The organism is Streptomyces sp. NPDC101234 (genome assembly GCF_044767525.1).
Taxonomy (GTDB): domain Bacteria; phylum Actinomycetota; class Actinomycetes; order Streptomycetales; family Streptomycetaceae; genus Streptomyces; species Streptomyces sasae.
On record NZ_JBIWOA010000028.1, the window covers coordinates 126,503 to 149,185 of the forward strand.

A 22,683-nucleotide genomic window follows, 5' to 3' on the forward strand; every position below is an offset into this window, starting at 1 on the left:
GTCCCTCCCCAGCCCGGCCGAGGAGGTCCCCTTGTGCGTCTGTCCCGCAGCGTGGCCCCTCTGACCCTGGCCCTGGCCCTCGTACTCTCCCTGCCGTACGACGCGATGTCCCACGCGCGCGTGGCGAACGGCCACAGCCCGGCGCCCGACCTGTTCGGCGCCGAGTGCCGGACCACCGTCCACGGCTCCCGTGTGGTCGCCTACTGCCACAACCCCTACGTCGACACCGACCGGGTGCAACTGCACATCGAGTGCGCCCAGTGGTGGGACATCGACACCGACGGCACCCCGGCCGACACCGGGCCCGCGATGACCGTACGGCTCAGCGGCCGCTGCTGGAAGGACGTCCGCGCGGTCTGGATCAGCCACCAGAAGGTGGGCTGAGCCTGCCCGGACGGCACTGGAACGGGTAGCTCGCCGCCTCCTTGGCGGCCGCGTCCGCGTCGCCCGCGCGGATCGCCTCGACCAGCCGGGTGTGGTCCATGTACGTCTCCGGCGTCAGCTCGGCGCCCACGTCGGCGCGCAGCCAGTCCCGCAGCACCTCGCCCAGGTCCGCGTACATCGCCGTCAGCACGTCGTTGTGCGAGGCGGCCACCACGGCCAGGTGGAAGGTCGCGTCCGCGGTCACGAAGGCCTCCGCCTCGCCCGTCCGCCAGGCCTGCTCCCGGCGCTCCAGGTGGGCGTCGAGCTGTCTGAGGTCCTTCTCGGTGCGCCGCGCCGCCGCCAGCCGGGCCGCCGACGACTCCAGCGTGGAGCGCAGCTCGGCGATGTGCCGGGGGTCGGCCTCGGCGAACCGGCGGTACATCACGCCCGCCAGTTCACTGGTCGCCACGACGTACGTCCCGGAGCCCTGGCGGATGTCCAGCAGGCCGTTGTGCGCCAGCGCGCGGACGGCCTCCCGGACGGTGTTGCGGGCCACCCCGAGCTGCTCGACCAGCTCCGGCTCGGTGGGGATGCGCGAGCCGACCGGCCACTCGCCCGAGGTGATCTGGTTCCGCAGCTCGGCGATGACCTGCTCGGACAGCGCCGATCGGCGCGGGTGGCTCAGAGGCATGACACACCTTCGCACGGGAGGGCCGGGCGGGAGCGGACGGGGCCGCCCCGGTCCGCCCGGGGCTGGACAACCAATCATCCCATGATTCTATGATGGGTTTCATGGCGAGCGAGGAAACCACGACGGCATCCATGACGGCACGACCGACGGCACCCGACCGGACTCCGGCGAACGCCACGCGCGCGTGGACTGCGCGGCTGGCGGTCCTCGGCATCCTGCTGGCCGCGGTCAACCTCCGCCCCGCCATCACCAGCCTCGGTGCGCTCCTGGAGGAGGTCCGCGACGGGCTCGGCATGAGCGGCAGCGTGGCCGGACTGCTCACCTCCGTACCCCCGCTCTGCTTCGCCGTCTTCGGCGTGACGGCCCCCCGTCTCGCGCGTCGCTTCGGCCCGGCGGCGGTGGTCTGCGCCGGCATGGTCGCCATCACGGCCGGCCTGCTGATACGGCCGTACGCCGGGGGCACGGCCGGCTTCCTGGCCGCCAGCGCGCTCGCGCTCATGGGCATCGCGGTCAGCAACGTGCTGATGCCGGTCATCGTCAAGCGCTGGTTCCCCGACCGGGTCGGCTCCATGACCGGCCTGTACTCGATGGCCCTCGCCGCCGGCACCTCGGTCGCCGCCGCGGTGACCGTGCCCATGACCGACGCGCTGGGCGGCAGTTGGCAGTCCGGGCTCGCGGTGTGGGCCGGGCTCGCGGCGGTCGCGGTGCTGCCGTGGATTCCGCTGGTACGGCACCGGGGGATGCCGGAGCCGCCGGCCGGGGCACACGCGGGTGCGGACCGGCAGCCCCCCGCCCTGAAGATCACCCGCAGTCGCACCGCCTGGGCGCTCGCCGTGTTCTTCGGGCTGCAGGCCACCGCCGCCTACATCACGATGGGCTGGATGCCGCAGATCTTCCGGGACGCGGGTGTGCCCGCGAGCACGGCCGGAGTGCTGCTGGCCGTCACCATGGTGATGGGCGTGCCGCTGGCCTTCGTCATCCCGCGCGTGGCCACCCGGCTGCCGCACCAGGGCCCGATCGTGATCGTGCTGGGCGTCTGCGGCCTCGCCGGGTACGTCGGCCTGTACCTCGCCCCCGCCGCCGGCGCCTGGGCCTGGGCCCTGCTGCTCGGCGTCTCCAACTGCTCCTTCCCGCTCGCCCTCACGATGGTCGGGATGCGGTCCAGGACCGGCGCGGGCGTCGTCCAGCTCTCCGCCTTCGCCCAGAGCACCGGCTACCTCATCTCCATCCCGGGCCCGCTGCTGGTGGGCGTGCTCTACCAGCAGGGCGGCGGCTGGGGTCTGCCGATCGCCCTCATGGTCGGCCTGATGATCCCGCAGATGGCGGTGGGCGTCCTGGCGGGCCGCGACCGCACGGTGGAGGACGAGGCGGCCTCCGCGACCGGCTGACTCCGCCGCTGCCCGGCGGACGCCCACGGCGACGCGCCGGGGCCACCCCGCCCGATCCGTCCCCCTCGGCGGGTGCCACACTGACCTCATGCCAGTGCTCGAACCGAACCCCCAGAACGGTCAGAAGAAGATGCTGATCGTCTTCGGCTCGTTCTTCGCCATCTTCATCGTCATCGCCGTCATCGCGACCCTCGCGTCACCCTGACCACCGCCCCGGCGGCCGATGGTGGGGCTAGCCCCCCATCCCCTAGGGGGTGAGGGTCAGGGTCAAGTGGGTGGATCACCGGATGGGTCGGCGACCGCGGATTCCGTAGTTTCGAGGTGTGGCCGCGAGGGGCGGCCAGCAGACCCCGGAGACCAGCGGAGGCGATCATGCCGGCCCGAACGCACACCCGGCCCCACCCGGCGACCCCGGGCCGCGTCGACATCCGGCTGCCCTGGTGGGCCCTCGCCCTGCCCGCGCTCGCCTTCGTCTCCCTGCTCGTGCTGATACTGAACCCGGCGGACGCCCACGCGGCCACCGGCGACCCGGCCGTCACCCACCTCTTCGAGCGCGTCCAGCAGATCTTCACCCGCTGACGCCGGTGCCTGCGGACCCGGTAAAGCCGCATGTCAACTCCCTGCGCCCGATGGCCTGTTTCATGCGAAGCTGGGTGCCATGAGCGTCGCAGAACCCCGCAGGATTGTCTTCTTCCGCCATGCGAAAGCCGACTGGCCACAGGTGACCGATCACGAGCGACCGCTCGCTGACCGGGGCCGTACGGACGCCGCCGTCGCCGGACGCAAGCTGGCGGACAGCGGCATCACCTTCGATCTGGCCCTGTGCTCCACCTCCGTGCGCACCCGGGAGACCTGGAAGCTCGCCGTCCACGAACTCGCGCACCGGCCGAAAACCATCTACGAGGAGCGGGTGTACGAGGCCTCGCCGGGCGAGCTGATCGCCGTGCTCAACGAGGTGCCCGACGACGTGCAGAACGTGATCCTGATCGGTCACAACCCCGGCGTGCACGGCGTGACCGAGATCCTGGCCGGAACCGCCGAGGGCGACGCCCGTGAGCGGATGAACCGCCGCGACTTTCCCGCCGCCGCCTTCGCGGTGGTGACGTACGAGGGCTCCTGGAAGACCCTGGAGCCCGGTGCGGCCAGGCTTGCGGACTACTGGGCACCCTCCGAATGAGACCGCCGCACGGCCGCCGTACGACGACTGCCTTCTGAAGCGGGACGACAAGGGCCCGGCACCGATCTCCTCGGTGCCGGGCCCCCGTACTGCGGTCGGCCTGTGCTCGCCAGGGCCGGTCAGCTCTCGTCGTGGGTGTCCGCCGCCTCGACCTCTTCGCGGGTGACGCCCAGCAGATACAGCACCGTGTCCAGGAACGGGAAGTTCACCGCCGTGTGCGCGGCCTCGCGCACCACCGGCTTGGCGTTGAAGGCGACACCGAGCCCGGCCGCGTTCAGCATGTCCAGGTCGTTGGCGCCGTCGCCGATGGCCACCGTCTGCGCCAGCGGCACACCCGCCTCGGCGGCGAACCGGCGCAGCAGCCGTGCCTTGCCCGCCCGGTCCACGATCTCGCCGGTCACCCGGCCGGTCAGCTTTCCGTCGACGATCTCCAGCGTGTTGGCCTGGGCGAAGTCCAGCCCCAGCCGCTCCTTCAGATCGTCGGTGACCTGGGTGAAACCGCCCGAAACGACACCGACTTGGTAACCGAGCCGCTTCAGCGTACGGATCAGGGTCCGGGCGCCCGGCGTCAGCCGCACCTCGGCGCGCACCTTCTGCACGACCGACTCGTCCAGCCCCGCCAGCAGCGCCACGCGCGCGTGCAGGGACTGCTCGAAGTCCAGCTCGCCGCGCATCGCGGCCGCCGTCACCTCGGCGACCTGGTCCTCGCAGCCGGCGTGCGCGGCGAAGAGTTCGATCACCTCGTCCTGGATGAGCGTCGAGTCCACGTCCATGACGACCAGCCGTTGGGCCCGCCGGTGCAGGCCCGCCGCGACGACCGCCATGTCCACGCCGAGCTCGGCCGCGTCGGAGGCCAGAGCGGTGCGCAGCGGCTCGGTCTCCACACCGGACACCGCGAACTCGACCGCCGTCACCGGGTACTTGGCGAGCCGGAAGATACGGTCGATGTTGCCGCCGGTCTTGGCGATCCGGGCGGCGATGGCGGCCGTCGACTCGGCGGTCAGGGGGTGGCCGAGGACGGTGACCAGGGAGCGGCCGAGACCGCGCGGCCGGTTGTCGCCGAGGCCGGAGATGATCTCCGCCTGCATCTTCATCGACTCGGCCCAGCTGTGCACGGTCGCCCTGAGGTCGCCCTCGAGCCCCGCCGGGGGCTGGGTCACGAGCGCGCACAGCACCAGACGGCCTCGCGTGACGACCTGCTCGATGTCGACCACGTCGACCATGTAGGCGGCAAGGGTGTCGAAGAGGCCGGCCGTGATGCCCGGCCTGTCCTTGCCGAAAATCTTGACGAGGAGAGTGGGGACCTCGGAGGTCTGCGGATCGCTCATGGTGTGACCACCGTAACCGGCGCCTTGTGGCCGCGTCGCAGGTGGTCCGCCTGACGGACACGGAACAATAAGTGTCGGGCCGGTGTCGGAGGCCTTGCTTCCGGACTACGGGTGAACGCGTGTGCGATGCCGACGCGGGGAAGCGGGGTGTCCCCGGCCGCGACTTCACACACGGTTCGGCGTCCGGTCACCCACCCGGCGACCGGCCTCACCGATTGGGCCGCCTGGGGGGAGGCGGTGGCGGTGGCGGGGGAGGTGGCGGCGGAGGTCCGGCGTTCGGACCGCCCGGGGATCCGTCACCCCGCCGTGCCCCCGGCCGCCGAGGAGAGCGGGGCGGCGGGTCGAACGGCCGGGCCATGGTGGGAGCGCCGTACACATCGCCGGGGCCGGGCGGTACGCCGGAGGGGTCTCCGTCGTCACCGGGCCCGCTCTCCTGCGACGACCGCCGGCCGTCGGTGTACCCCGCCTCCGCCGGGGGCGGCGCGGCCGGCGGCCCCCGGTGGCCCGGGGCAGCCGGACCGCCCGCCGGTGCCGCACCCCACTCCGGCCCTCCCTCGGCCCTCGGTGCCGAGCCGCCGTACCGCCCCGGTCCCTGCCACCTGTCGTACGGCTGCTGGGGCTGCGGTTCGGCATGGGGCTGCCGGTTCCACGGTTCTCCGTATGCCTCCTGCGCATGTCGTCCGTCGTACGGCGGCGGCCATCCCTCCGCCTCGTCGGGCCGGGCCCCTCGGTCGTGCCCCGGTTCCCGCAGTTCCTCCGGCACCTGGAGATACGGATTCGTGTGCGGATTCGGCGGACGGTGCGGTGTACCCGGTGCATAAGGCCCCGCAACCCCGCTCCCGGTCCGCTCCGGAGCCCGGGCATCTCCCGGACGCACCGGCCCGTCGGCCGCGCCGCCGGTCCCCATGTCACCCAGCGCCGGCGGCGCCGCACGTGACCCGGCCGCGCCGGTCGCCCACGCCAGCAGCGCCCCAGCCGCTCCCGCCGCCGCACCCCAGGCCGCCCCGAGCAGCAACGCCATGCCCAACTGCCCGTGCAGTTCGATGCCCGCGCCGAACGCGTCGAAGCCGAGCACCGACAGCGAGGCGTCCACGGACACGCCCGCCAGCCAGGCCAGCAGCGGCAGCGTGAGCGCGGTCGCGACCCCCAGCCGCACGGCACACCGCCCGGCGAAACCGAGCGCCCCGGAACGGGAGCCCCGCCCGCCGGCCCCACCCGCCCCACTGAGCGAGCCAGGCCCCACACCACCGGCGCCGCCCGCCCCGGCCCCCCGCCCCACCGGTGTCCGAACCGCCATGAACACCCCGGCCAGCAGCATCAGCAGTGCCGCCGCGACCCCCAGCAGCCACACCCGTCCGTCCAGGGCGGCCAGATGGCCCAGCGTCACCGACTGGTCGGACCTGGAGTTCAGGAGGTCGTCCAGGGGGTGGGGCAGGAACGCGGTCAGGACGCCCGTCGCCCTGCCGTCGAACGGGACGAGGAGCCCGATCGGGATACCGAGCCAGACTCCGTTCGGAGCGCCGAGCAGGGCCGCGCCCATGATCCGCGCCGGGTGCGGGTCGCCGATCGCGGCGTAGGCGGCCGCCGCCCAGCCCGCCGCGACCGCCACCAGCAGCACGGTCACCAGCGCCGAGGCCGCCGGCCGTACCACCCGGTGCACGACCTCCCAGCCGCGCGGCAGCGGAGTGCGGCGCGAGGCCAGCACGGCGATCAGCAGGATGCCCGCGCACCAGCCGAGGCCGCCGAGCAGGGTGGCCGTCGTGTCCACGCTGAAGCCGACCGCCGCGTTCGCGTGCACGAGGTCGCCGAGGTGGTCAGGCAGCAGTCCGCCGATGTCCCCGATGCCGGGGATCTTCAACCCGCCGCCACCGCCCGCTCCGGGGATCTTGTCCAGCCCGAGCGCACCGCCGTCGATGGTCACGACCGAGTGCCCCGCCCATGCCAGTCCGCCCAGCGTCGCCACGAACAGCACGACCACCGCGCCCGCGCGGGCGAGCAGTTCGGCCGGTGCGATCACAACTCCGGCCGTACGCAGGGACCGTAAGAAGAACCATGACAGCAGGAGCGCACCGACCAGGCTCACACCCAGTGGCGTGATCTCGATGGCCGTGGTGGCCTCCGCGCCCTTCAGGCCGAAAGCGGACAGATCTCCGTTCGGTGTGACCGCACCACCCGCCCCGAGCGCCACAACCGCCGCGGTCATCGGGCCCAGTGAGCCCGCCGCGTCGGCCCGCAGCAGATGCAGCCCCAGCGCGGCCGTACCCGCCATGCCGATCAACGCCCAGCTCACCGCGGCGATCGCGGACAGCAGGATGTCGGCCCACGGCAGCCGCACGCCGTCCCTCGCGTGCTCGACTCCCGTGCCGGACGTGCCAGATGTACCAGAACTCATGGCAGACCCCCCGATCCGCAGACGCCCCGGGCCGCTCCGTCGCGCTTGTCCCCCTCGCGTGGATTACCACTCTCCGGCCCGGTTTCAACCCCGTCAACGGAAAGAGTTGAAGCGCTCGTACGAGCCCTCCACAAGGCCCGACTTTCGGTCAGAGGGCCGAGCCTGAAATAGTTCCCGACGATGTTCGACATCCCTAGACTCCCTGTGATGGGGGTAACTCGGGGGACTACTCATGGGGCTTGGAGTGCCGGAACTCGTACTGGAATCAAACGGACGTACCTGGACGCTCGATACGGCCAGGTCATACACCCTCGGACGCGACCCGCAGGGGGACATCGTGTTCGACGACGCCAGGGTCTCCTGGCGGCACGCCACGATCAGCTTCGACGGGCGTGGTTGGGTCATCGAGGACCATGGCAGCACCAACGGCACCTTCGTGGAGAGCCGGCGTGTGCAGCGGACGGAGATCGGCCCGGGTGCGGCGGTGCACCTCGGCAACGCGAACGACGGACCGCGCCTGAACCTCTCAGGCTCCGCGGCCGACGTCGCACAACCGCAGCCCCAGCAGCAGCCGTTCGCGGCGCAGGGCGCGGGCGGCGCGGGCTGGTCCCAGCCGCCGGCCGCACAGCAGCAGCCGGCTCCCCAACAGGGCTGGCAGCAGGCCCCGCCGGCGATCCCGCAGCAGCAGGGCGCCCCGGCCATGGCCTCCGGCGGTGGCGCGGGGGCGCCGCCGGTCTACGGCGACCGCAGCCCGACCACGTTCCACCAGTTCTCCATCGGCCGCGTGATGCGGATCGGCCGGGCGCTGGACAACGAGCTGGTCGTCTCCGACCTGCAGGTCTCGCGCCACCACGCCGAGTTCCACTCGACGCCCGACGGCCGTATGGAGATCCGCGACCTGGGCTCGCACAACGGCACGTACGTCAACGGTCAGCCGATCTCCAAGAGCGGCACGGCGGTCCTCGACGCGAACGACATCGTCGGCGTCGGCCACTCCACCTTCCGGATCGTCGGCGACCGGCTGGAGGAGTTCGTCGACACCGGTGAGGTCTCCTTCTCCGCACGCCACCTGACCGTCACGGTCGACGGCGGCAAGCAGATCCTCAAGGACGTCTCCTTCGGGGTCCCGGAGAAGTCCGTGATCGCGGTCATCGGCCCGTCCGGCTCCGGCAAGTCGACGCTGCTCAAGGCGCTCACCGGCTACCGCCCCGCCAACGAGGGCGAGGTGCTGTACGACAACCGCAACCTGTACAAGCAGTTCGCCGAGCTGCGCCAGCGCATCGGTCTGGTCCCGCAGGACGACATCCTGCACAAGGAGCTGACCGTCAAGAAGGCCCTGAAGTACGCGGCCAAGCTGCGCTTCCCGGCCGACACCACGGGCGAGGAGCGCGAGGCCCGCATAGACGAGGTGCTGCGCGAGCTGAAGCTGGACATCCACAAGGAGAAGAAGGTCACCTCCCTCTCCGGCGGCCAGCGCAAGCGGGTGTCGGTGGCCCTGGAGCTGCTCACCAAGCCGTCGCTGATCTTCCTCGACGAGCCCACCTCGGGCCTCGACCCGGGCATGGACCGCGATGTCATGCAGCTGCTGCGGGGCCTCGCCGACGACGGCCGCACCGTCCTCGTCGTCACCCACTCGGTGGCCGAGCTGGCGCTGTGCGACAAGCTGCTGGTGATGGCGCCGGGCGGCGCGGTCGCCTACTTCGGCCCGCCCGAGGAGGCGCTGAACTTCTTCGGCTACGACACCTGGGCCGATGTCTTCTCCGCCTTCGAGAACTACCGCGACTACGACTGGGCGGGACGCTGGAAGGGCTCACAGCACTACCAGATGTACGCCGCGGACATCGACGCGATTGCGCCGCAGTCCGTACAGATGCCTCCGATGCAGGTGATGAAGCCGAAGAAGCCGCAGAGCTGGGGGTCGCAGCTGCTGACCCTCGTCCGGCGGTACGTGTCGGTCATCGCCTCCGACAAGGGCTTCCTGGCGCTGACGGTGATCCTGCCGGCGGTGCTCGGCGCGGTCAGCCTGCTCATCGACAGCGACAAGACGCTGCTGGTGAACCCGGTCAACCACAAGACCGGTATCCCCGTGCCCAACGGCACGGCGACCACGGTCCTGCTGATCCTCGCGGTCGGCGCCTGTTTCGCGGGTGCCGCGAACTCCGTGCGTGAGCTGATCAAGGAAAGGGTCATCTACGAACGGGAACGCGCGGTCGGCCTGTCCCGGTCGGCGTACCTGATGTCCAAGGTGGTCGTGCTCGGTGTGATCACCGTGCTGCAGGGCCTGATGGTCGGCCTGATCGGCTTCTCCAGCCGCACGATCCCCGACCAGGGCGTGATCCTCGGCCACTCCACCCTCTTCGAGCTGTGCATCCCGATCATGGGGCTCGGCTTCACCTCGATGATGTTCGGCCTGGTCATCTCCTCGCTGGTGAAGACCTCCGAGAAGACCATGCCGCTGCTGGTGATGTTCGCGATCGTCCAGGTCGTGTTCACCGGCTGCCTGTTCAACCTGAACGGCGCGGTCGGTGTGAACCAGGTCTCGTTCCTGATGCCGTCCCGCTGGGCGGTGGCCGCCGACGGCGCCACGCTGGACTTCAACAACATCGCGCCCAACACCGACGACCCCACCAGCAAGGACCCGCTGTGGAGCCACACGGCCGGTGCCTGGACCATGGACATGGCCGCGCTGATCGTCATCGGTGTGATCTGCGGCTTCCTGGTGGCGCGCTTCCTGCGCCGCCACGAGCCCGAGGTCATGCGCAAGTAGCGCATCCGGAGTCCGTACGACGCCGAAGGGCGGCACCCCGCAGTGGGGTGCCGCCCTTCGGCATGTCGGTGCTGAGGTCCGCGCCTGCCTCAGTACGCGCTGTTGACGTTGTCGATCGTGCCGTACCGGTGGGCCGCGTAGTTGGCGGCGGCGGTGATGTTGGCGACCGGGTTGTAGATGTTCCAGGACGTGCCGGAGACGTGGTACGCGCTGAAGGTCGGCGGGATCACCTGCAGCAGGCCCTTGGAGGGGATGCCGTTGATGGCGTTGATGTCCCAGTTGTTGATGGCCATCGGGTTGCCGGAGGACTCCCGCATGATGTTGCGGTGCAGGCCGCTGTAGGAGCCCGGGATGCCCTTGGCCTTCATGATGTCGAGGGCCTGGCGGATCCAGCCGTCGAGGTTGTTGGCGTAGGTCGTCGCGGCGACCTGCTGGATCTGCGGGCGCTCGGCGGACCGGTTGGCGGTCTGTGCGGCGGCACGCACCTGGGCGGCCTGCTGCTTCGCCTGGACCGCGACGTGCTGGACGTGGGCCACGTGGGCGAGGCTCGCCGTGGCCACGGCCTGCTTGGCGGCGATGGCCTCGACCTTGACGTTCTGGAGCGCGAGCTGGTCGGTGACCGTGCCCTTGACGTTCTTGATCTGCTGCGTGCCGTAGGCCACGTTGGCCGCGGTCTGGGGCGCGCCGGTCACGATCGTCTCGGCGCTGCTGGGCACAGCGGAGAAGGCGATGGCTGCGGCACCGAGCGCGGCTACACCGGCGAGCGCGACCTTGTGGTGCTTGGTCAGCGCGGGACTGGGACTGTGGGCGTGCTTGGGCATGGCAGTGGACCTCTTCGAATAGCGCGGAGGTCGCTCGTTGTCCGTGGGGGAGACCAGCTCCTCCGGCACGAACACCGCGGGGGAACCCGCCGTGCTGAGCGACGAGAGCAATTCTTAGCGGCCGCAAAATGCCCTGGCAAAGGTGTGACCTACGACCCCGGGTAGTGGAGCCGGGATGGGCAAAACGGGACAGACTGGGTCGTCTGTCCCGTTCAATCGGGGACCCTTTATCTCCTATGTCCGTTCGTACGTGATGTGCACCCTATGTGCGGACTCACATCGTCCGTACATCAATCTCACAAGGAGTTGCTGGCGCAATGCTCTGTGTGAGGCTCCTCCTCCGGGAGGACGAGGTGTACGTCCCCGAACTCGTGCCACAGGTAGAGCCCGCGCAACGCCTCCTCGTATCCACGGTCGACCGCGGCCCGTCCCGCGACCGCCTCCAGCATCAGCAGATGCGAGGCCTCCGGCTCGTGCAGCCCGGTCAGCAGCCCGTCCACCACCCGCACCCCGCGACCGGGCGTCACGACCAGCTCCGTCCATCCCTCGGCCGCCCGCACCACTCCATCGGCCCCGGCGGCCGACTCCACGGCCCGCACGGCGGTCGTCCCCACGGCGACCACCCGTCCGCCCGCCCGTCGCCCGCCACCACCCTTGCAAGGAAGCGCTTCGCGCTCTTCTTGAATTGCTCTCACGTTGTTGATCAGCCGAGCCGACGCCTCCGGCACGGCGAACCGCTCCGCGTACGGCGGCTCGTGCGCCTCCGCCGACGACACCCCCGTGTGCAGCGTGATCGGCGCGAACTGCACACCCCGGCTCACCAGCTCCGCCACCAGCCGCGCGGTGAAGGGCCGCGCCGCACTCGGCATCTCCGCGCTCCCCGCCCCGTCCGCCGAAGGCAGTGCGAACACCGTCTGGTAGACGGACAGCGGCTGGTCCCGCTCCGTATAGGAGTAACGAATGGGCCGCCCGTATTCCCGCAGCACCCCGCGTACGTCCGCCGCGGTCCGCGCCCACCACAGCCGCTCGCCCGCCCGGCTCAGCGGCTCCTCCAGGACCAGCCGTCCGCCCCCGGGCAGCCGCACCCCAGTTCCCGTGCGTGCACCCGCACGCGCGCGTGTCGTGCCGTCCCCGTCCGGCTCCCGCAGCTCCACCACCCAGCGCCCGTCGTCCCCGCGCGTCGAGAAATGCACCACCACGCGCGCGTGCCCGACACGCCCGTCCACGGCGGCAGCCAGCGTCGGCGAGGTGTTCACCACCAACAGGTCCCCGGCCCGCAGCAGCCGCGGCAGCTCGGCGAAGGCGTGGTGCGACACCGCCGTCCCACGCGACACCAGCAGCCGTACGGCATCCCGGTCCAGCCCCGGCCCCCGCTGCTCGGCCGGCACTCGCGCGGACAGCTCCTCCGGCACCCGCAGAACGGTCGTCATCGCCCCTCCACCAGCGCGGGCGCCCCGTACCGGCCGCTCGCCGGCCGCTCGTCGAGCAGCCGCAGGAACGCCGGTACGACGGACTCCGGCGCCGGCCGTGGACCGTCGTCGTCCGGTACGGCGGCCGCGTACAGTCCGGTCGCCATGTCCCCGGGATCCACCGCCCACACCCGCAGCCCCGGCTCCTCGACGCCCAGCACGGCCGCCAGCTGGTCCAGGGCCGCCTTGGAGGCGCCGTAACCGCCCCAGGTCTCGTACGCCTCGGCGCCCGCGTCCGAGCTGACCGCGACCACCGCCCCGGCCGCCGACTCCCGCAGCAGCGGCAGCGCCTCCTGGACCAGGCCCAGCGCGGCCACCACGTTCACCTCCAGCGCCCGGCGCAGCCCCGCCAGCGGCAGCTCGCCCAGGCGCACCAGCGGCTCGGCCCCCAGCGCGCTGGCGTTGCTCACCAGCAGGTCGGCCCCGCCCAGCCCACGCGCGGCCGCCACCAGCTCGGCCCGGTGCCCGGCGTCCGTGACATCGCCGGGCAGCGCCGCCACCCGCGTCCCGTGCCCGGCGACGGCCTCCACCGCCTCCTTCAGCGCCCCGGCGCCCCTGGCGTCCAGCACCAGATCCCAGCCGCGCGCGGCCAGCGCCTCGGCCAGCGCCCGCCCCAGCCCCTTCGAGGCCCCCGTGATGATCGCTACCGGCATGACAACCGTCCCCTCGGCTCCGTCCGCCTCCGTCGGCGGTGCCCTCACCGTAGGAACGGGCCCGTCCCGGCCGCCTCGGACGCGGGCCGCAATCCGGCGGGGCCCTTCGGCCTACGCCGCGGGTCCGGCCGCGCGCCCTAGGTCTCCGGGCCTACGGCCACCGGCCCGGGCCCTCCAGCCATCGGCCCGATCCGCGTTGTCGGACCCCGCCGGTACCGTGAGGGCATGAGTCAAGGTCCCCGGTCCGGCCTCGCCGCGGTGAGCTCCGCGCTGCTGGCCATGAGCAGGCATCTGGAGGTGCGCGACGTCCTCAAGACGATCGTCGCCTCCGCCCGTGAGCTGCTCGACGCGCAGTACGCCGCACTCGGGGTCCCCGACGATCACGGAGGCTTCGCCCAGTTCGTCGTCGACGGCGTCACCGACGCCCAGTGGAAGGCCATCGGCCCGCTCCCGCGCCAGCACGGCATCCTCGCCGCGATGCTCCACGAGGCGAAGGTCGAGCGGCTGGCCGACGTCCGCAAGGACCCCCGCTTCGAGGGCTGGCCGTCCGCCCACCCCGAGATGTCCGACTTCCTGGGCCTGCCGGTCCGGGACGGCGAGGAGATCATCGGTGCCCTGTTCCTCGCGAACAAGAACTGCCCCAAGCCGGAGGGCAGCTGCGGCTTCACCGCCGAGGACGAGGACTTGCTCTCCATCCTCGCCCAGCACGCGGCCATCGCCCTCACCAATGCCCGCCTCTACGAGCGCAGCCGCGAGCTGACCATCGCCGAGGAACGCTCCCGGCTCGCCCACGAGCTGCACGACGCGGTGAGCCAGAAGCTGTTCTCCCTGCGGCTGACCGCGCAGGCCGCCGCCGCCCTGGTCGACCGCGACCCCTCCCGCGCCAAGGGCGAGCTGCAGCAGGTGGCCGTGCTCGCCGCCGAGGCCGCCGACGAACTGCGCGCCGCCGTGGTCGAGTTGCGGCCGGCCGCCCTCGACGAGGACGGTCTGCTCGCCACCCTGCGCACCCAGGTCCAGGTCCTCGACCGCGCCCACACCGCGCGCGTGACCTTCGCCAGCAGCGGCTTCCGCGCCCTGCCCGCCGCCCAGGAGGAGGCCCTGCTCCGGGTGGCCCAGGAGGCGCTGCACAACGCGCTCCGGCACTCCGGGGCCGACCACGTCGACGTGACCGTCAACCGGCGCGGCGGCGGAGCCGTGCTGCGGGTCACGGACGACGGCAGCGGCTTCGACCCGCACCTCACCCGCCGCGTCGGGCGCCATCTCGGCCTGGTCTCCATGCGGGACCGCGCGAGCGGCGCCGGCGGCACACTGACCGTGGAATCGGCGCCCGGCAAGGGCACCACGATCGAGATGGAGGTCCCCGGTGGCTGATGCGATCAGGGTGCTGCTGGTCGACGACCACCAGGTCGTCCGCCGGGGCCTGCGCACCTTCCTGGAGGTGCAGGACGACATCGAGGTCGTCGGCGAGGCCGCCGACGGCGCCGAAGGCGTCGAGCGCGCCCAGGAACTGGGCCCCGACGTCGTCCTCATGGACGTCAAGATGCCCGGCATGGACGGCGTGGAGGCGCTGCGCAAGCTCTGCGAGCTCGACAACCCCGCGCGCGTGCTGATCGTCACCAGCTTCACCGAACAGCGCACGGTGGTACCGGCCCTGCGCGCGGGCGCCGCCGGATACGTGTACAAGGACGTCGATCCCGACGCCCTCGCCACCGCCATCCGCTCGGTGCACGCCGGGCACGTCCTGCTGCAGCCCGAGGTGGCCGGCGCCCTGCTCTCCCAGGAGGAGGCCAACTCCGGTCAGGGCAGAGGCGGTTCGCTCACCGAGCGGGAGCGCGAGGTACTCGGGCTGATCGCCGACGGCCGCTCCAACCGCGAGATAGCCCGCGCCCTGGTGCTCTCCGAGAAGACTGTCAAGACACACGTCTCGAACATCCTGATGAAACTCGACCTCGCCGACCGCACCCAGGCAGCCCTGTGGGCCGTTCGCCATGGCGTGACCGGCTGAAACGTCCTGCGCAACGCTTCACCGACGGCAACACGGAGGGTCGCCTTCCGGGCTGAGATTCATACCGTCGTGGGAATGTCACCCGGACGGCGCATCCTCTCCCGGCCGCTGCCGTTCTTCAGTGCGTGCTGCGGCGACCGCCGCGGCGATCGCCAAGGAGGCTCAAGAAGTGAAGAACCTGAAGAAGGCAGCGGCCGTGACGATGGTGGCCGGCGGGATCATGGCCGCAGGCGCCGGGATGGCCTCCGCCCACACCGGCGGCGCCCACGCCGCCGGCGGCGCTCAGGGCTCTCCGGGCGTCGTCTCCGGCAACGTCATCCAGGTCCCGGTGCACATCCCGGTCAACGTCTGCGGCAACAGCGTGAACGTCGTCGGCGTACTGAACCCCGCGTTCGGCAACGTCTGCGTCAACCACTGACACGGCGCCGTACGACGGCATCCACCTCCGGCCTTCCGGGCGCTCCTGGAAGGCCGGTCGGGTTTTCGCGTCGGCGACTTTCAGGCCCAGTAGTTCATAGGGCCAGTGGGTTTTACGCCCAATGATCCGAACGGGCAGTGCGGCCCGCGGTCCCGTGCCGCCACGATCCCTCCGGCGTTGACCGGCGCACGACCCACGGCCGGGTCGGACCCGCACACGCTGGAGGAACCCGTCCCATGAACATCGCCAAGAGGGCCGCCGTCGCCATGACGGTCGCCGGTATCGCCGCGGGCGCCGCCGCAGGTTCCGCCGCAGCCGACGCGGACGCCGGGGCCGCGGCCGTGAAGTCCCCGGGTGTCGGCTCCGGCCTGGTGGCCCAGCTCCCGGTCAACGTCCCGGTCAACGCCACCGGCCTCTCCGTGAACGTGATCGGCCTGCTGAACCCGGCCTTCGGCAACACGTCGGTCAACACGTAGGACCGGCAGGACCGTCGAGGGCCACGCCGACAGGCGCAGCTAACGCCCCCGCTCGCGCTCCTCCACCACGGAGTTGTACGCCGCCACCTGCGCCCGCCGGGCCGTCCGCTCCACCGGGCCCAGCGCCAGCGACCGCGCCGCCATCTCCGACGCGCTCACCGCAGCCCCGTGCCCGTTCTCGTACGCCAGCGAGATCAGCAGCCCCACCCGCTGCGCCAGCTCCAGCACCCGCACCGCCCGCGGCGGATACCCCGGCGCCAGCACCTCCCGGCCCCGCTCGGCCCGCGCCCGGTACGCGTCGATCGCCGCCTCGGCCACCGGCCCCGACCCGGCCACGTCCAGCTTCGACAGCACCTCGGTCGCGTCCCGCAACGCCTCCGCCAGCTCCCGCTCGGCCTCGCCGAGCGACGGCACATCGGCGGGCGGCGCCTCCCGCACCGGCAGCACATGCCAGACCACCTCGACATGCACATCACCGGTCGGCCCGGCCTCGGACACCTCCGGTACGAGCCCGAACGCGGCGCCGTGACAGATCACCGCCTCCTCGGCCTCCATGGCCCGCGCGTTGAACTCCGGCGGCCCGCTCAGCCCCAGCGGATGCCCCGGCGCCGGCAGCGCGACCCGCAGCCCGGTCGCCCCCAGCGTCCGCAGCCGCCCGAGCGCCAGCGTGAGCCCGACCGGAGCGGACTCTCCCGGCAACCCCTCCACCCGGTGCACGGCGTCCTCGCCGACGATGGCGAGCACGGCGTCATCCGGAGAGACAAGTCCAGCCAATAGGGCATTTCCCCAAGCGGCGAGGCGTCCTGAACGCGGTTCCGAGAGCATGCCCCCACCCTAAGGACCGGACCGATGGAATGGAGCGCCGCACTCGTGGCGTAGATTTCGTAGGGGCTGCGCCCACCGGCGCCGCCGCCCGAGCCACAGGCGTACGCGACAGCCGAGACCGGCCACACTGCAAGGGGAGACAACGCGCTCATGAGCGATGTTCTGGAGCTTCAGGACGTATCTGTGGTCCGTGAGGGCCGGGCTCTGGTGGACCAGGTCTCCTGGTCGGTGAAGGAGGGCGAGCGCTGGGTCATCCTCGGCCCCAACGGCGCCGGCAAGACCACCCTCCTGAACATCGCCTCCAGCTACCTCTTCCCCAGCAAGGGCACCGCCACCATCCTCGGCGACACCCTCGGCAAGGTGGACGTCTTCGACCTGCGCCCCCGCATCGGCATGGCCGGCATCGCCATGGCCGAAAAGCTCCCCAAGCGCCAGACCGTCCTGGAGACCGTGCTCACCGCCGCCTACGGCATGACCGCCCACTGGCAGGAGGAGTACGACGAGGTCGACGAGCAGCGTGCCCGCGCCTTCCTCGACCGCCTCGGCATGACCGAGTACGTCGACCGTCGCTTCGGCACCCTCTCCGAGGGCGAGCGCAAGCGCACCCTGATCGCCCGCGCCCTGATGACCGACCCCGAACTGCTCCTCCTGGACGAGCCCGCCGCCGGCCTCGACCTCGGCGGCCGGGAGGACCTGGTCCGCCGCCTCGGCCGCCTCGCCCGCGACCCGATCGCCCCCTCCATGATCATGGTCACCCACCATGTCGAGGAGATCGCCCCCGGCTTCACCCACGTCCTGATGATCCGCCAGGGCAAGGTCCTCGCCGCCGGCCCGCTGGAGCTCGAACTCACCTCCCGCAACCTCTCTCTCTGCTTCGGCCTCCCGCTCGTCGTCGAGCAGCTCGGCGACCGCTGGACCGCCCACGGACTGCCCCTGTCCTGACGGGCCTTGGCCCGGTAAAGCACCCTGTCGGGGTCGGCACCCCCGGCCCTACCATGACGATGTGAACAACATCGACGCATGGGTGTGGTGGCTCGTCGTCGCGGCGGCACTCGGCATCCCGCTCGTGGTGACCGCGATGCCGGAGTTCGGCATGTTCGCGGCCGGCGCCGTGGTCGCCGCCGGCACCGCCGGACTCGGCGCGGGCGTCGTGCTCCAAGTACTCGTCTTCGTCGTCGTATCGGTCGCCCTGATCGCCGTGGTACGGCCCATCGCGAACCGGCACGCTCTCCAACGCCCCCAACTCGCCACCGGCGTCGATGCGTTGAAGGGCAAACAAGCGGTCGTACTCGAACGCGTCGACGGTGCGGACGGACGGATCAAGCTCGCCGGCGAGATCTGGTCGGCGCGCTCCCTCCACCCGGACCGCGCCTACGAAGTGGGCCAGGAAGTGGATGTCGTGGAGATCGAGGGGGCCACGGCGATCGTCATCTGACCTCGTAAGACTCAACTGAACAGAAGAGTCCCCGAGTTGCGCGTGCGTCTGTCAGACTCATCCAGCAAGATCTTCAACAACCATAAGATCTGCCGAAGCGCCGAGGCGGAGAAGGGTACGGGGAGCGACGATGGAACCGGTCATCATCGTCCTGGTCATTCTGGTGGTGTTGGTCTTCATCGCCTTGATCAAGACGATCCAAGTCATCCCACAGGCGAGCGCCGCCATCGTCGAGCGCTTCGGCCGCTACACGCGGACACTGAACGCCGGACTCAACATCGTGGTCCCGTTCATAGACACCATCCGCAACCGCATCGACCTGCGTGAACAGGTCGTCCCGTTCCCGCCCCAGCCGGTGATCACCCAGGACAACCTGGTCGTCAACATCGACACGGTCATCTACTACCAGGTCACCGACGCCCGTGCGGCCACCTACGAGGTCGCCAGCTACATCCAGGCCATCGAGCAGCTGACGGTCACCACGCTCCGCAACATCATCGGCGGCATGGACCTGGAGCGCACCCTGACCTCCCGCGAGGAGATCAACGCGGCCCTGCGCGGCGTCCTCGACGAGGCCACCGGCAAGTGGGGCATCCGGGTCAACCGCGTCGAGCTCAAGGCGATCGAGCCGCCGACCTCCATCCAGGACTCGATGGAGAAGCAGATGCGCGCCGACCGTGACAAGCGCGCCGCGATCCTCACCGCTGAAGGTACGCGCCAGGCCGCCATCCTCACCGCGGAGGGCGAGAAGCAGTCCCAGATCCTGCGCGCCGAGGGTGAGGCCAAGGCGGCCGCCCTGCGCGCCGAGGGCGAGGCCCAGGCGGTCCGCACGGTCTTCGAGGCGATCCACGCCGGCGACCCCGACCAGAAGCTCCTCAGCTACCAGTACCTCCAGATGCTCCCGAAGATCGCCGAAGGCGACGCCAACAAGCTCTGGATCGTCCCCAGCGAAATCGGCGACGCCCTCAAGGGCCTGTCGGGCGCGATGGGGAACTTCGGCTCCCTGGGCGGCGGTTCCAACAGCGGCAACAACAACATCCCCGCCCAGGAACGCCGAGAGAAGCCGAACATCGACTAGGGTGCCTTCAAACGAAGGTTCCCCGCGCCCACCTTCTTGGGGGCGCGGGGAACTGCGCGATCAGCCACGAACAACCTGTACTCGCCCGACAACCTCGGCCAGGCAGACGCCTAGGCAGCCACATCCCCCGCCAACCACTCAGGCAACGCCGCGTAGTCCTCGGCCCCCAAAGCCAACAACATCGCATCCCGCGGCGTAGGCTCGAACGGCTGCCGAAGCAACGGCATCCCCGCCTCCTCCGGCGTCCGGTCAGCCTTGCGGTGGTTGTCCTCCGCGCACGAAGCGACCGTGTTCAGCCACGAGTCGGTCCCACCCTGCGCCCGCGGCACCACGTGGTCCACGGTCGTCGCCCGCCGCCCGCAGTACGCGCACCGGTGCCGGTCCCTGACCAGCACCCCCCGCCGCGACCAGGGCGCCTGTCTCCGGAACGGCACCCGTACATACCTGCAGAGCCTGATCACCCGGGGCGCGGGTATGTCCACATCCGCACCGCGCATGCGCAGTTCGGGGTGGGCCTGCTCGACGACGGCCTTGTCCTGGAGCACCAGGACGACAGCGCGGTTCAACGTCACCGTGGACAGCGGCTCGAAGCTCGCGTTCAGCACCAGCGTGTCACGCATCCAGCCCACCTCCTTTGTGCACCGTGCCCACCGCCGGCGGGCTTGGATCAACTCTGGACGGGCGCGCCGAGATGGACAACGCAATAAAAACTGCCCGCCCCTGATCACTTCCAAGACCAGAGGCGGGCAAACGTTCAATGAACGCTCGACTGATTTCGCGCGGTGCGTCAGCCTTGTTCGGGGTTCTCGTACTCGCCGATCAACTGCGCACGCGCGATCGCGTGGAACCGCAGGTTGAACCCGACGACGGCGGGCGAGACATCGGCGTCCGGACCGAGCTTCTCCTGGTCCACCGCGTACACCGTGAAGACGTACCGGTGCGGCCCGTCCCCGGGCGGCGGCGCGGCACCGCCGAAGTCCTTCGACCCGTAGTCGTTGCGCACCTGCACCGCACCCTCGGGCAGCCCCTCGAACTTGCCACTGCCCGCGCCCGCCGGCAGCTCGGTCACCGAGGCCGGGATGTCGAACACGGACCAGTGCCAGAACCCGCTGCCCGTCGGGGCGTCCGGGTCGTAACAGGTCACGGCGAAGCTCTTGGTCCCGGCCGGGAAGCCCTCCCACCGCAGCTGCGGCGAGGTGTTGCCCTTCGCGTAGACCTGAGCGTCCTTGAGCGTCGCCCCTTCCTCGATGTCCTCGCTCGTCACCGTGAACGACGGGACGGGCGGGTGGAAGTCATGGGGGAGAGGCCGCCGCTTCAGCTCGGTCACCTCGGTACCTCCTGATCGATTACCGGAAATCAGCAGTCCCGAGCCTAGAACCAGTTGCGCTTGCTGCCGACCTCGGACAGCCACTGGTTGAGATAAGCCGCCCAGTCGGTCCCGTGGAAGTCGTGCAGACCCACCTGGAACGACCGGAAGGTGTCACTGCCCTCGCTGAACAGCCCCGGCTTCTTGTCCATTTCGAGGATGACGTCCATGCCGTGCCCGTCCGCCACGAAGCTCAGCTCGACCTGGTTCAGCCCCCGGTACTGCGACGGCGGGTGGAACTCGACCTCCTGGTAGAACGGCAGCGTCTGCCGCGTCCCCCGGATGTGCCCCTTCTCCAGGTCCGCGTTCTTGAAACGGAACCCCAGCCGGATGAAGGCGTCCAGGATCGCCTTCTGCGCCGGCAGCGGATGCACGTTGATCGGGTCCAGATCCCCGGAGTCCACGGCCCGCGCGATCTCCAGCTCGGTCGTCACCCCGATGTGCATCCCGCGCAGCGCCTGCCCGTCGATCATCGTGACGGGCGTCTCCCACGGGATCTCCAGCCCGAACGGCACCGTGTGCACCGCCCCCGCCTGAAGCTCGAAGGCACCACCGAGCCGCAGCTTGGCGAAGTCGATGTTCTGCTTGTACTCCTGGTCGCCGCTCTCGACCTCGACGCGCGCCTGCAGACCCACGGTCAGACCCTGGATCTCCTGGTTCACCGAGCCGCCCTGGATCCGTACCTCGCCCTGGACGACGCCACCGGGTACGACATTGACCTCGGTGAGCACCGTCTCCACGGACGCCCCGCCCGCACCCAGGCTCGCGAGCAGCTTCTTGAAGCCCATGACTCTCCTTTGCTTACGGACCTTTGATCCCTACAAACGCGATCCGGTCACGACCGGTTCCGGTCCACACCCTGGCAAGCAGACGATTCCTTGACCAGCCCTTGGCATCCCCTGGCCTGGACTAGGCTCGGACGCCATGATCGCGCGCCCGGACCGCAAGCCACTTCCCAGGGACTTCTTCGACCGCCCTGTACTGGAGGTCGCCCCCGACCTCCTCGGCCGCGTCCTCGTCCGCACCACCCCGGACGGTCCGATCGCCGTGCGCCTCACAGAGGTGGAGGCGTACGACGGCCCGAACGACCCCGGCTCGCACGCCTACCGTGGACGGACCCTCCGTAACGAGGTGATGTTCGGTCCGCCCGGACATGTGTACGTCTACTTCACCTACGGCATGTGGTTCTGCATGAACCTCGTCTGCGGCCCGGAGGGCCGGGCGAGCGCGGTGCTGCTCCGCGCCGGCGAGATCGTCGAGGGCGCCGAGCTCGCACGCAAACGTCGACTTTCGGCCCGATATGACAGAGAACTGGCCAAAGGCCCGGCCCGCCTGGCCACCGCCCTGGGCGTCGACCGCGCCCTGGACGGCACGGACGCGTGTGCCTCCGGCGAGACCCCGCTGCGGATACTGACCGGCACCCCCGCACCCTCCGACCAGGTACGGAACGGTCCGCGCACCGGAGTCGCCGGGGAGGGGGGCGACGGTGACGTTCATCCGTGGCGCTTCTGGGTGGCGAACGACCCGACGGTGAGCCCCTATCGAGCCCATGTACCCCGGCGCCGCTCAAGTTGACGCGTCCCTGGAAGGTGCGTAATGTAGCCCGAGCCGCTGAACCGGGTATGGCAATCGCCAGCAGCCGGAAGTGGCCATCCACTACCTACGGCTTCCCCTGACGGGGTCGAATTCGTCATGCCCGCATGCTCGAATTCGAACTCGCGGAGTTCGATTATGAGTCTCGACGGGAATCGGCTAGCGTAGTGAATGTCGAAAGGCCGACGGGCGAAAGCCGGAAAGCCTTACGACAACCCGCCGACCGGGAATCGGACGCCGAAAGGATCTGATAGAGTCGGGACCGCCGGAAGGGGAAACGCGAAAGCGGGAACCTGGAAAGCACCGAGGAAATCGGATCGGAAAAAGATCTGATAGAGTCGGAAACACCGAAGGGAAGCCCGGAGGAAAGCCCGAGAGGGTGAGTACAAAGGAAGCGACCGTTCCTTGAGAACTCAACAGCGTGCCAAAAATCAACGC

Annotated in this window: 24 protein-coding genes; 14 read left to right on the top strand and 10 right to left on the bottom strand. The window is 70.7% G+C overall.

Annotated features, from left to right (window positions below):
• The first annotated feature begins 33 nt into the window (after window positions 1-33).
• Window positions 34-384, top strand: coding sequence for a hypothetical protein (locus tag ACIRR9_RS39520; RefSeq protein ID WP_403762512.1), 351 nt, complete (start codon window positions 34-36; stop codon window positions 382-384).
• Here the strand turns inward: ACIRR9_RS39520 and ACIRR9_RS39525 are convergent.
• A complete protein-coding gene (locus ACIRR9_RS39525) occupies window positions 362-1,054 on the bottom strand; it encodes a FadR/GntR family transcriptional regulator (protein ID WP_403762515.1) in 693 nt (230 codons plus the stop codon). The genes ACIRR9_RS39520 and ACIRR9_RS39525 overlap by 23 nt on opposite strands.
• 101 nt (window positions 1,055-1,155) lie before the next feature.
• On the opposite strand from ACIRR9_RS39525, the gene ACIRR9_RS39530 reads away from it, so the two are divergent.
• The 4 genes from ACIRR9_RS39530 (at window position 1,156) to ACIRR9_RS39545 (ending at window position 3,619) form a co-directional block, all read left to right on the top strand.
• Window positions 1,156-2,442, top strand: coding sequence for a CynX/NimT family MFS transporter (locus ACIRR9_RS39530; protein WP_403762518.1), 1,287 nt, complete (start codon window positions 1,156-1,158; stop codon window positions 2,440-2,442).
• Window positions 2,443-2,530: 88 nt separating this feature from the next.
• Window positions 2,531-2,647 carry an SGM_5486 family transporter-associated protein gene (locus tag ACIRR9_RS39535; protein ID WP_260328452.1) on the top strand — a complete coding sequence of 39 codons (117 nt, stop codon included), beginning with the start codon at window positions 2,531-2,533 and terminating at the stop codon, window positions 2,645-2,647.
• Window positions 2,648-2,814: 167 nt separating this feature from the next.
• A complete protein-coding gene (locus ACIRR9_RS39540) occupies window positions 2,815-3,021 on the top strand; it encodes a hypothetical protein (protein WP_365337216.1) in 207 nt (68 codons plus the stop codon).
• Between the two features lie 79 nt (window positions 3,022-3,100).
• Window positions 3,101-3,619, top strand: coding sequence for a SixA phosphatase family protein (locus ACIRR9_RS39545; protein WP_403762522.1), 519 nt, complete (start codon window positions 3,101-3,103; stop codon window positions 3,617-3,619).
• 119 nt (window positions 3,620-3,738) lie between these two features.
• Here the strand turns inward: ACIRR9_RS39545 and serB are convergent, their stop codons facing one another.
• Both serB and ACIRR9_RS39555 read right to left on the bottom strand, forming a co-directional pair.
• Entirely contained in the window at window positions 3,739-4,947 is a 1,209-nt protein-coding gene (serB, locus tag ACIRR9_RS39550) for a phosphoserine phosphatase SerB (protein WP_365337212.1), read from the bottom strand.
• Window positions 4,948-5,155: 208 nt separating this feature from the next.
• Window positions 5,156-7,339 carry a streptophobe family protein gene (locus tag ACIRR9_RS39555; RefSeq protein ID WP_403762525.1) on the bottom strand — a complete coding sequence of 728 codons (2,184 nt, stop codon included), beginning with the start codon at window positions 7,337-7,339 and terminating at the stop codon, window positions 5,156-5,158.
• A 232-nt stretch (window positions 7,340-7,571) separates the two neighbouring features.
• Here ACIRR9_RS39555 and ACIRR9_RS39560 point away from each other — a divergent pair, with 232 nt between their 5' ends.
• Window positions 7,572-10,106 carry an FHA domain-containing protein gene (locus tag ACIRR9_RS39560; RefSeq protein WP_403762528.1) on the top strand — a complete coding sequence of 845 codons (2,535 nt, stop codon included), beginning with the start codon at window positions 7,572-7,574 and terminating at the stop codon, window positions 10,104-10,106.
• Window positions 10,107-10,195: 89 nt separating this feature from the next.
• On the opposite strand, the gene ACIRR9_RS39565 is transcribed toward ACIRR9_RS39560, so the two are convergent.
• The 3 genes from ACIRR9_RS39565 to ACIRR9_RS39575 all read right to left on the bottom strand — a co-directional run bounded on the left by ACIRR9_RS39565 (window position 10,196) and on the right by ACIRR9_RS39575 (window position 13,049).
• Window positions 10,196-10,927 carry a transglycosylase SLT domain-containing protein gene (locus ACIRR9_RS39565; RefSeq protein ID WP_403762531.1) on the bottom strand — a complete coding sequence of 244 codons (732 nt, stop codon included), beginning with the start codon at window positions 10,925-10,927 and terminating at the stop codon, window positions 10,196-10,198.
• Between the two features lie 296 nt (window positions 10,928-11,223).
• Window positions 11,224-12,357 (bottom strand): S-adenosylmethionine:tRNA ribosyltransferase-isomerase, encoded by a 1,134-nt coding sequence (locus tag ACIRR9_RS39570; protein WP_403762534.1) that lies wholly within the window; start codon window positions 12,355-12,357, stop codon window positions 11,224-11,226.
• Window positions 12,354-13,049 carry an SDR family NAD(P)-dependent oxidoreductase gene (locus ACIRR9_RS39575; RefSeq protein ID WP_403762537.1) on the bottom strand — a complete coding sequence of 232 codons (696 nt, stop codon included), beginning with the start codon at window positions 13,047-13,049 and terminating at the stop codon, window positions 12,354-12,356. The genes ACIRR9_RS39570 and ACIRR9_RS39575 overlap by 4 nt, the downstream gene beginning before the upstream one ends.
• A gap of 225 nt (window positions 13,050-13,274) precedes the next feature.
• Between ACIRR9_RS39575 and ACIRR9_RS39580 the strand changes: the two genes are divergently transcribed.
• The 4 genes from ACIRR9_RS39580 (at window position 13,275) to ACIRR9_RS39595 (ending at window position 15,948) form a co-directional block, all read left to right on the top strand.
• Window positions 13,275-14,420 carry a GAF domain-containing sensor histidine kinase gene (locus ACIRR9_RS39580; protein WP_403762540.1) on the top strand — a complete coding sequence of 382 codons (1,146 nt, stop codon included), beginning with the start codon at window positions 13,275-13,277 and terminating at the stop codon, window positions 14,418-14,420.
• Entirely contained in the window at window positions 14,413-15,054 is a 642-nt protein-coding gene (locus ACIRR9_RS39585; protein ID WP_403762543.1) for a response regulator, read from the top strand. Before ACIRR9_RS39580 ends, ACIRR9_RS39585 begins: the two co-directional genes overlap by 8 nt.
• 169 nt (window positions 15,055-15,223) lie before the next feature.
• Window positions 15,224-15,472: a chaplin gene (locus ACIRR9_RS39590; RefSeq protein WP_123982172.1), complete on the top strand. Its 249-nt coding sequence runs from the start codon at window positions 15,224-15,226 to the stop codon at window positions 15,470-15,472.
• A 236-nt stretch (window positions 15,473-15,708) separates the two neighbouring features.
• Window positions 15,709-15,948, top strand: coding sequence for a chaplin (locus tag ACIRR9_RS39595; protein WP_403762545.1), 240 nt, complete (start codon window positions 15,709-15,711; stop codon window positions 15,946-15,948).
• Between the two features lie 39 nt (window positions 15,949-15,987).
• Here ACIRR9_RS39595 and ACIRR9_RS39600 read toward each other — a convergent pair whose 3' ends face one another.
• Window positions 15,988-16,773 carry a hypothetical protein gene (locus ACIRR9_RS39600; RefSeq protein ID WP_403762548.1) on the bottom strand — a complete coding sequence of 262 codons (786 nt, stop codon included), beginning with the start codon at window positions 16,771-16,773 and terminating at the stop codon, window positions 15,988-15,990.
• A 150-nt stretch (window positions 16,774-16,923) separates the two neighbouring features.
• Here ACIRR9_RS39600 and ACIRR9_RS39605 point away from each other — a divergent pair, with 150 nt between their 5' ends.
• From ACIRR9_RS39605 to ACIRR9_RS39615, 3 genes are all read left to right on the top strand, one after another.
• The gene (locus ACIRR9_RS39605) at window positions 16,924-17,715 is read left to right on the top strand and encodes an ABC transporter ATP-binding protein (RefSeq protein ID WP_365337196.1); all 792 of its coding nucleotides are present in this window, start codon (window positions 16,924-16,926) and stop codon (window positions 17,713-17,715) included.
• A gap of 61 nt (window positions 17,716-17,776) precedes the next feature.
• Window positions 17,777-18,208, top strand: a complete 432-nt coding sequence (locus tag ACIRR9_RS39610; RefSeq protein ID WP_123978202.1) for an NfeD family protein — start codon at window positions 17,777-17,779, stop codon at window positions 18,206-18,208.
• Between the two features lie 130 nt (window positions 18,209-18,338).
• A complete protein-coding gene (locus ACIRR9_RS39615; RefSeq protein WP_403762552.1) occupies window positions 18,339-19,286 on the top strand; it encodes an SPFH domain-containing protein in 948 nt (315 codons plus the stop codon).
• 110 nt (window positions 19,287-19,396) lie between these two features.
• Here the strand turns inward: ACIRR9_RS39615 and ACIRR9_RS39620 are convergent, their stop codons facing one another.
• From ACIRR9_RS39620 to ACIRR9_RS39630, 3 genes are all read right to left on the bottom strand, one after another.
• A complete protein-coding gene (locus tag ACIRR9_RS39620) occupies window positions 19,397-19,906 on the bottom strand; it encodes an HNH endonuclease (protein ID WP_123978204.1) in 510 nt (169 codons plus the stop codon).
• Between the two features lie 167 nt (window positions 19,907-20,073).
• Window positions 20,074-20,613, bottom strand: coding sequence for a YbhB/YbcL family Raf kinase inhibitor-like protein (locus tag ACIRR9_RS39625; RefSeq protein ID WP_384568861.1), 540 nt, complete (start codon window positions 20,611-20,613; stop codon window positions 20,074-20,076).
• A 44-nt stretch (window positions 20,614-20,657) separates the two neighbouring features.
• Window positions 20,658-21,440, bottom strand: coding sequence for a sporulation protein (locus tag ACIRR9_RS39630; protein WP_403762556.1), 783 nt, complete (start codon window positions 21,438-21,440; stop codon window positions 20,658-20,660).
• Between the two features lie 136 nt (window positions 21,441-21,576).
• Here ACIRR9_RS39630 and ACIRR9_RS39635 point away from each other — a divergent pair, with 136 nt between their 5' ends.
• The gene (locus tag ACIRR9_RS39635) at window positions 21,577-22,227 is read left to right on the top strand and encodes a DNA-3-methyladenine glycosylase (protein WP_384568855.1); all 651 of its coding nucleotides are present in this window, start codon (window positions 21,577-21,579) and stop codon (window positions 22,225-22,227) included.
• Window positions 22,228-22,683: the final 456 nt, after the last annotated feature.

Bases quoted from the DNA above. Each gene is read 5' to 3' on its own strand.
- ACIRR9_RS39525 (WP_403762515.1), bottom strand. From the start codon at position 1,054: ATGCCTCTGAGCCACCCGCGCCGATCGGCGCTGTCCGAGCAGGTCATC.
- ACIRR9_RS39530 (WP_403762518.1), top strand. From the start codon at position 1,156: ATGGCGAGCGAGGAAACCACGACGGCATCCATGACGGCACGACCGACG.
- ACIRR9_RS39535 (WP_260328452.1), top strand. From the start codon at position 2,531: ATGCCAGTGCTCGAACCGAACCCCCAGAACGGTCAGAAGAAGATGCTG.
- ACIRR9_RS39540 (WP_365337216.1), top strand. From the start codon at position 2,815: ATGCCGGCCCGAACGCACACCCGGCCCCACCCGGCGACCCCGGGCCGC.
- ACIRR9_RS39545 (WP_403762522.1), top strand. From the start codon at position 3,101: ATGAGCGTCGCAGAACCCCGCAGGATTGTCTTCTTCCGCCATGCGAAA.
- serB (WP_365337212.1), bottom strand. From the start codon at position 4,947: ATGAGCGATCCGCAGACCTCCGAGGTCCCCACTCTCCTCGTCAAGATT.
- ACIRR9_RS39555 (WP_403762525.1), bottom strand. From the start codon at position 7,339: ATGAGTTCTGGTACATCTGGCACGTCCGGCACGGGAGTCGAGCACGCG.
- ACIRR9_RS39560 (WP_403762528.1), top strand. From the start codon at position 7,572: ATGGGGCTTGGAGTGCCGGAACTCGTACTGGAATCAAACGGACGTACC.
- ACIRR9_RS39565 (WP_403762531.1), bottom strand. From the start codon at position 10,927: ATGCCCAAGCACGCCCACAGTCCCAGTCCCGCGCTGACCAAGCACCAC.
- ACIRR9_RS39570 (WP_403762534.1), bottom strand. From the start codon at position 12,357: ATGACGACCGTTCTGCGGGTGCCGGAGGAGCTGTCCGCGCGAGTGCCG.
- ACIRR9_RS39575 (WP_403762537.1), bottom strand. From the start codon at position 13,049: ATGCCGGTAGCGATCATCACGGGGGCCTCGAAGGGGCTGGGGCGGGCG.
- ACIRR9_RS39580 (WP_403762540.1), top strand. From the start codon at position 13,275: ATGAGTCAAGGTCCCCGGTCCGGCCTCGCCGCGGTGAGCTCCGCGCTG.
- ACIRR9_RS39595 (WP_403762545.1), top strand. From the start codon at position 15,709: ATGAACATCGCCAAGAGGGCCGCCGTCGCCATGACGGTCGCCGGTATC.
- ACIRR9_RS39600 (WP_403762548.1), bottom strand. From the start codon at position 16,773: ATGCTCTCGGAACCGCGTTCAGGACGCCTCGCCGCTTGGGGAAATGCC.
- ACIRR9_RS39605 (WP_365337196.1), top strand. From the start codon at position 16,924: ATGAGCGATGTTCTGGAGCTTCAGGACGTATCTGTGGTCCGTGAGGGC.
- ACIRR9_RS39615 (WP_403762552.1), top strand. From the start codon at position 18,339: ATGGAACCGGTCATCATCGTCCTGGTCATTCTGGTGGTGTTGGTCTTC.
- ACIRR9_RS39620 (WP_123978204.1), bottom strand. From the start codon at position 19,906: ATGCGTGACACGCTGGTGCTGAACGCGAGCTTCGAGCCGCTGTCCACG.
- ACIRR9_RS39630 (WP_403762556.1), bottom strand. From the start codon at position 21,440: ATGGGCTTCAAGAAGCTGCTCGCGAGCCTGGGTGCGGGCGGGGCGTCC.
- ACIRR9_RS39635 (WP_384568855.1), top strand. From the start codon at position 21,577: ATGATCGCGCGCCCGGACCGCAAGCCACTTCCCAGGGACTTCTTCGAC.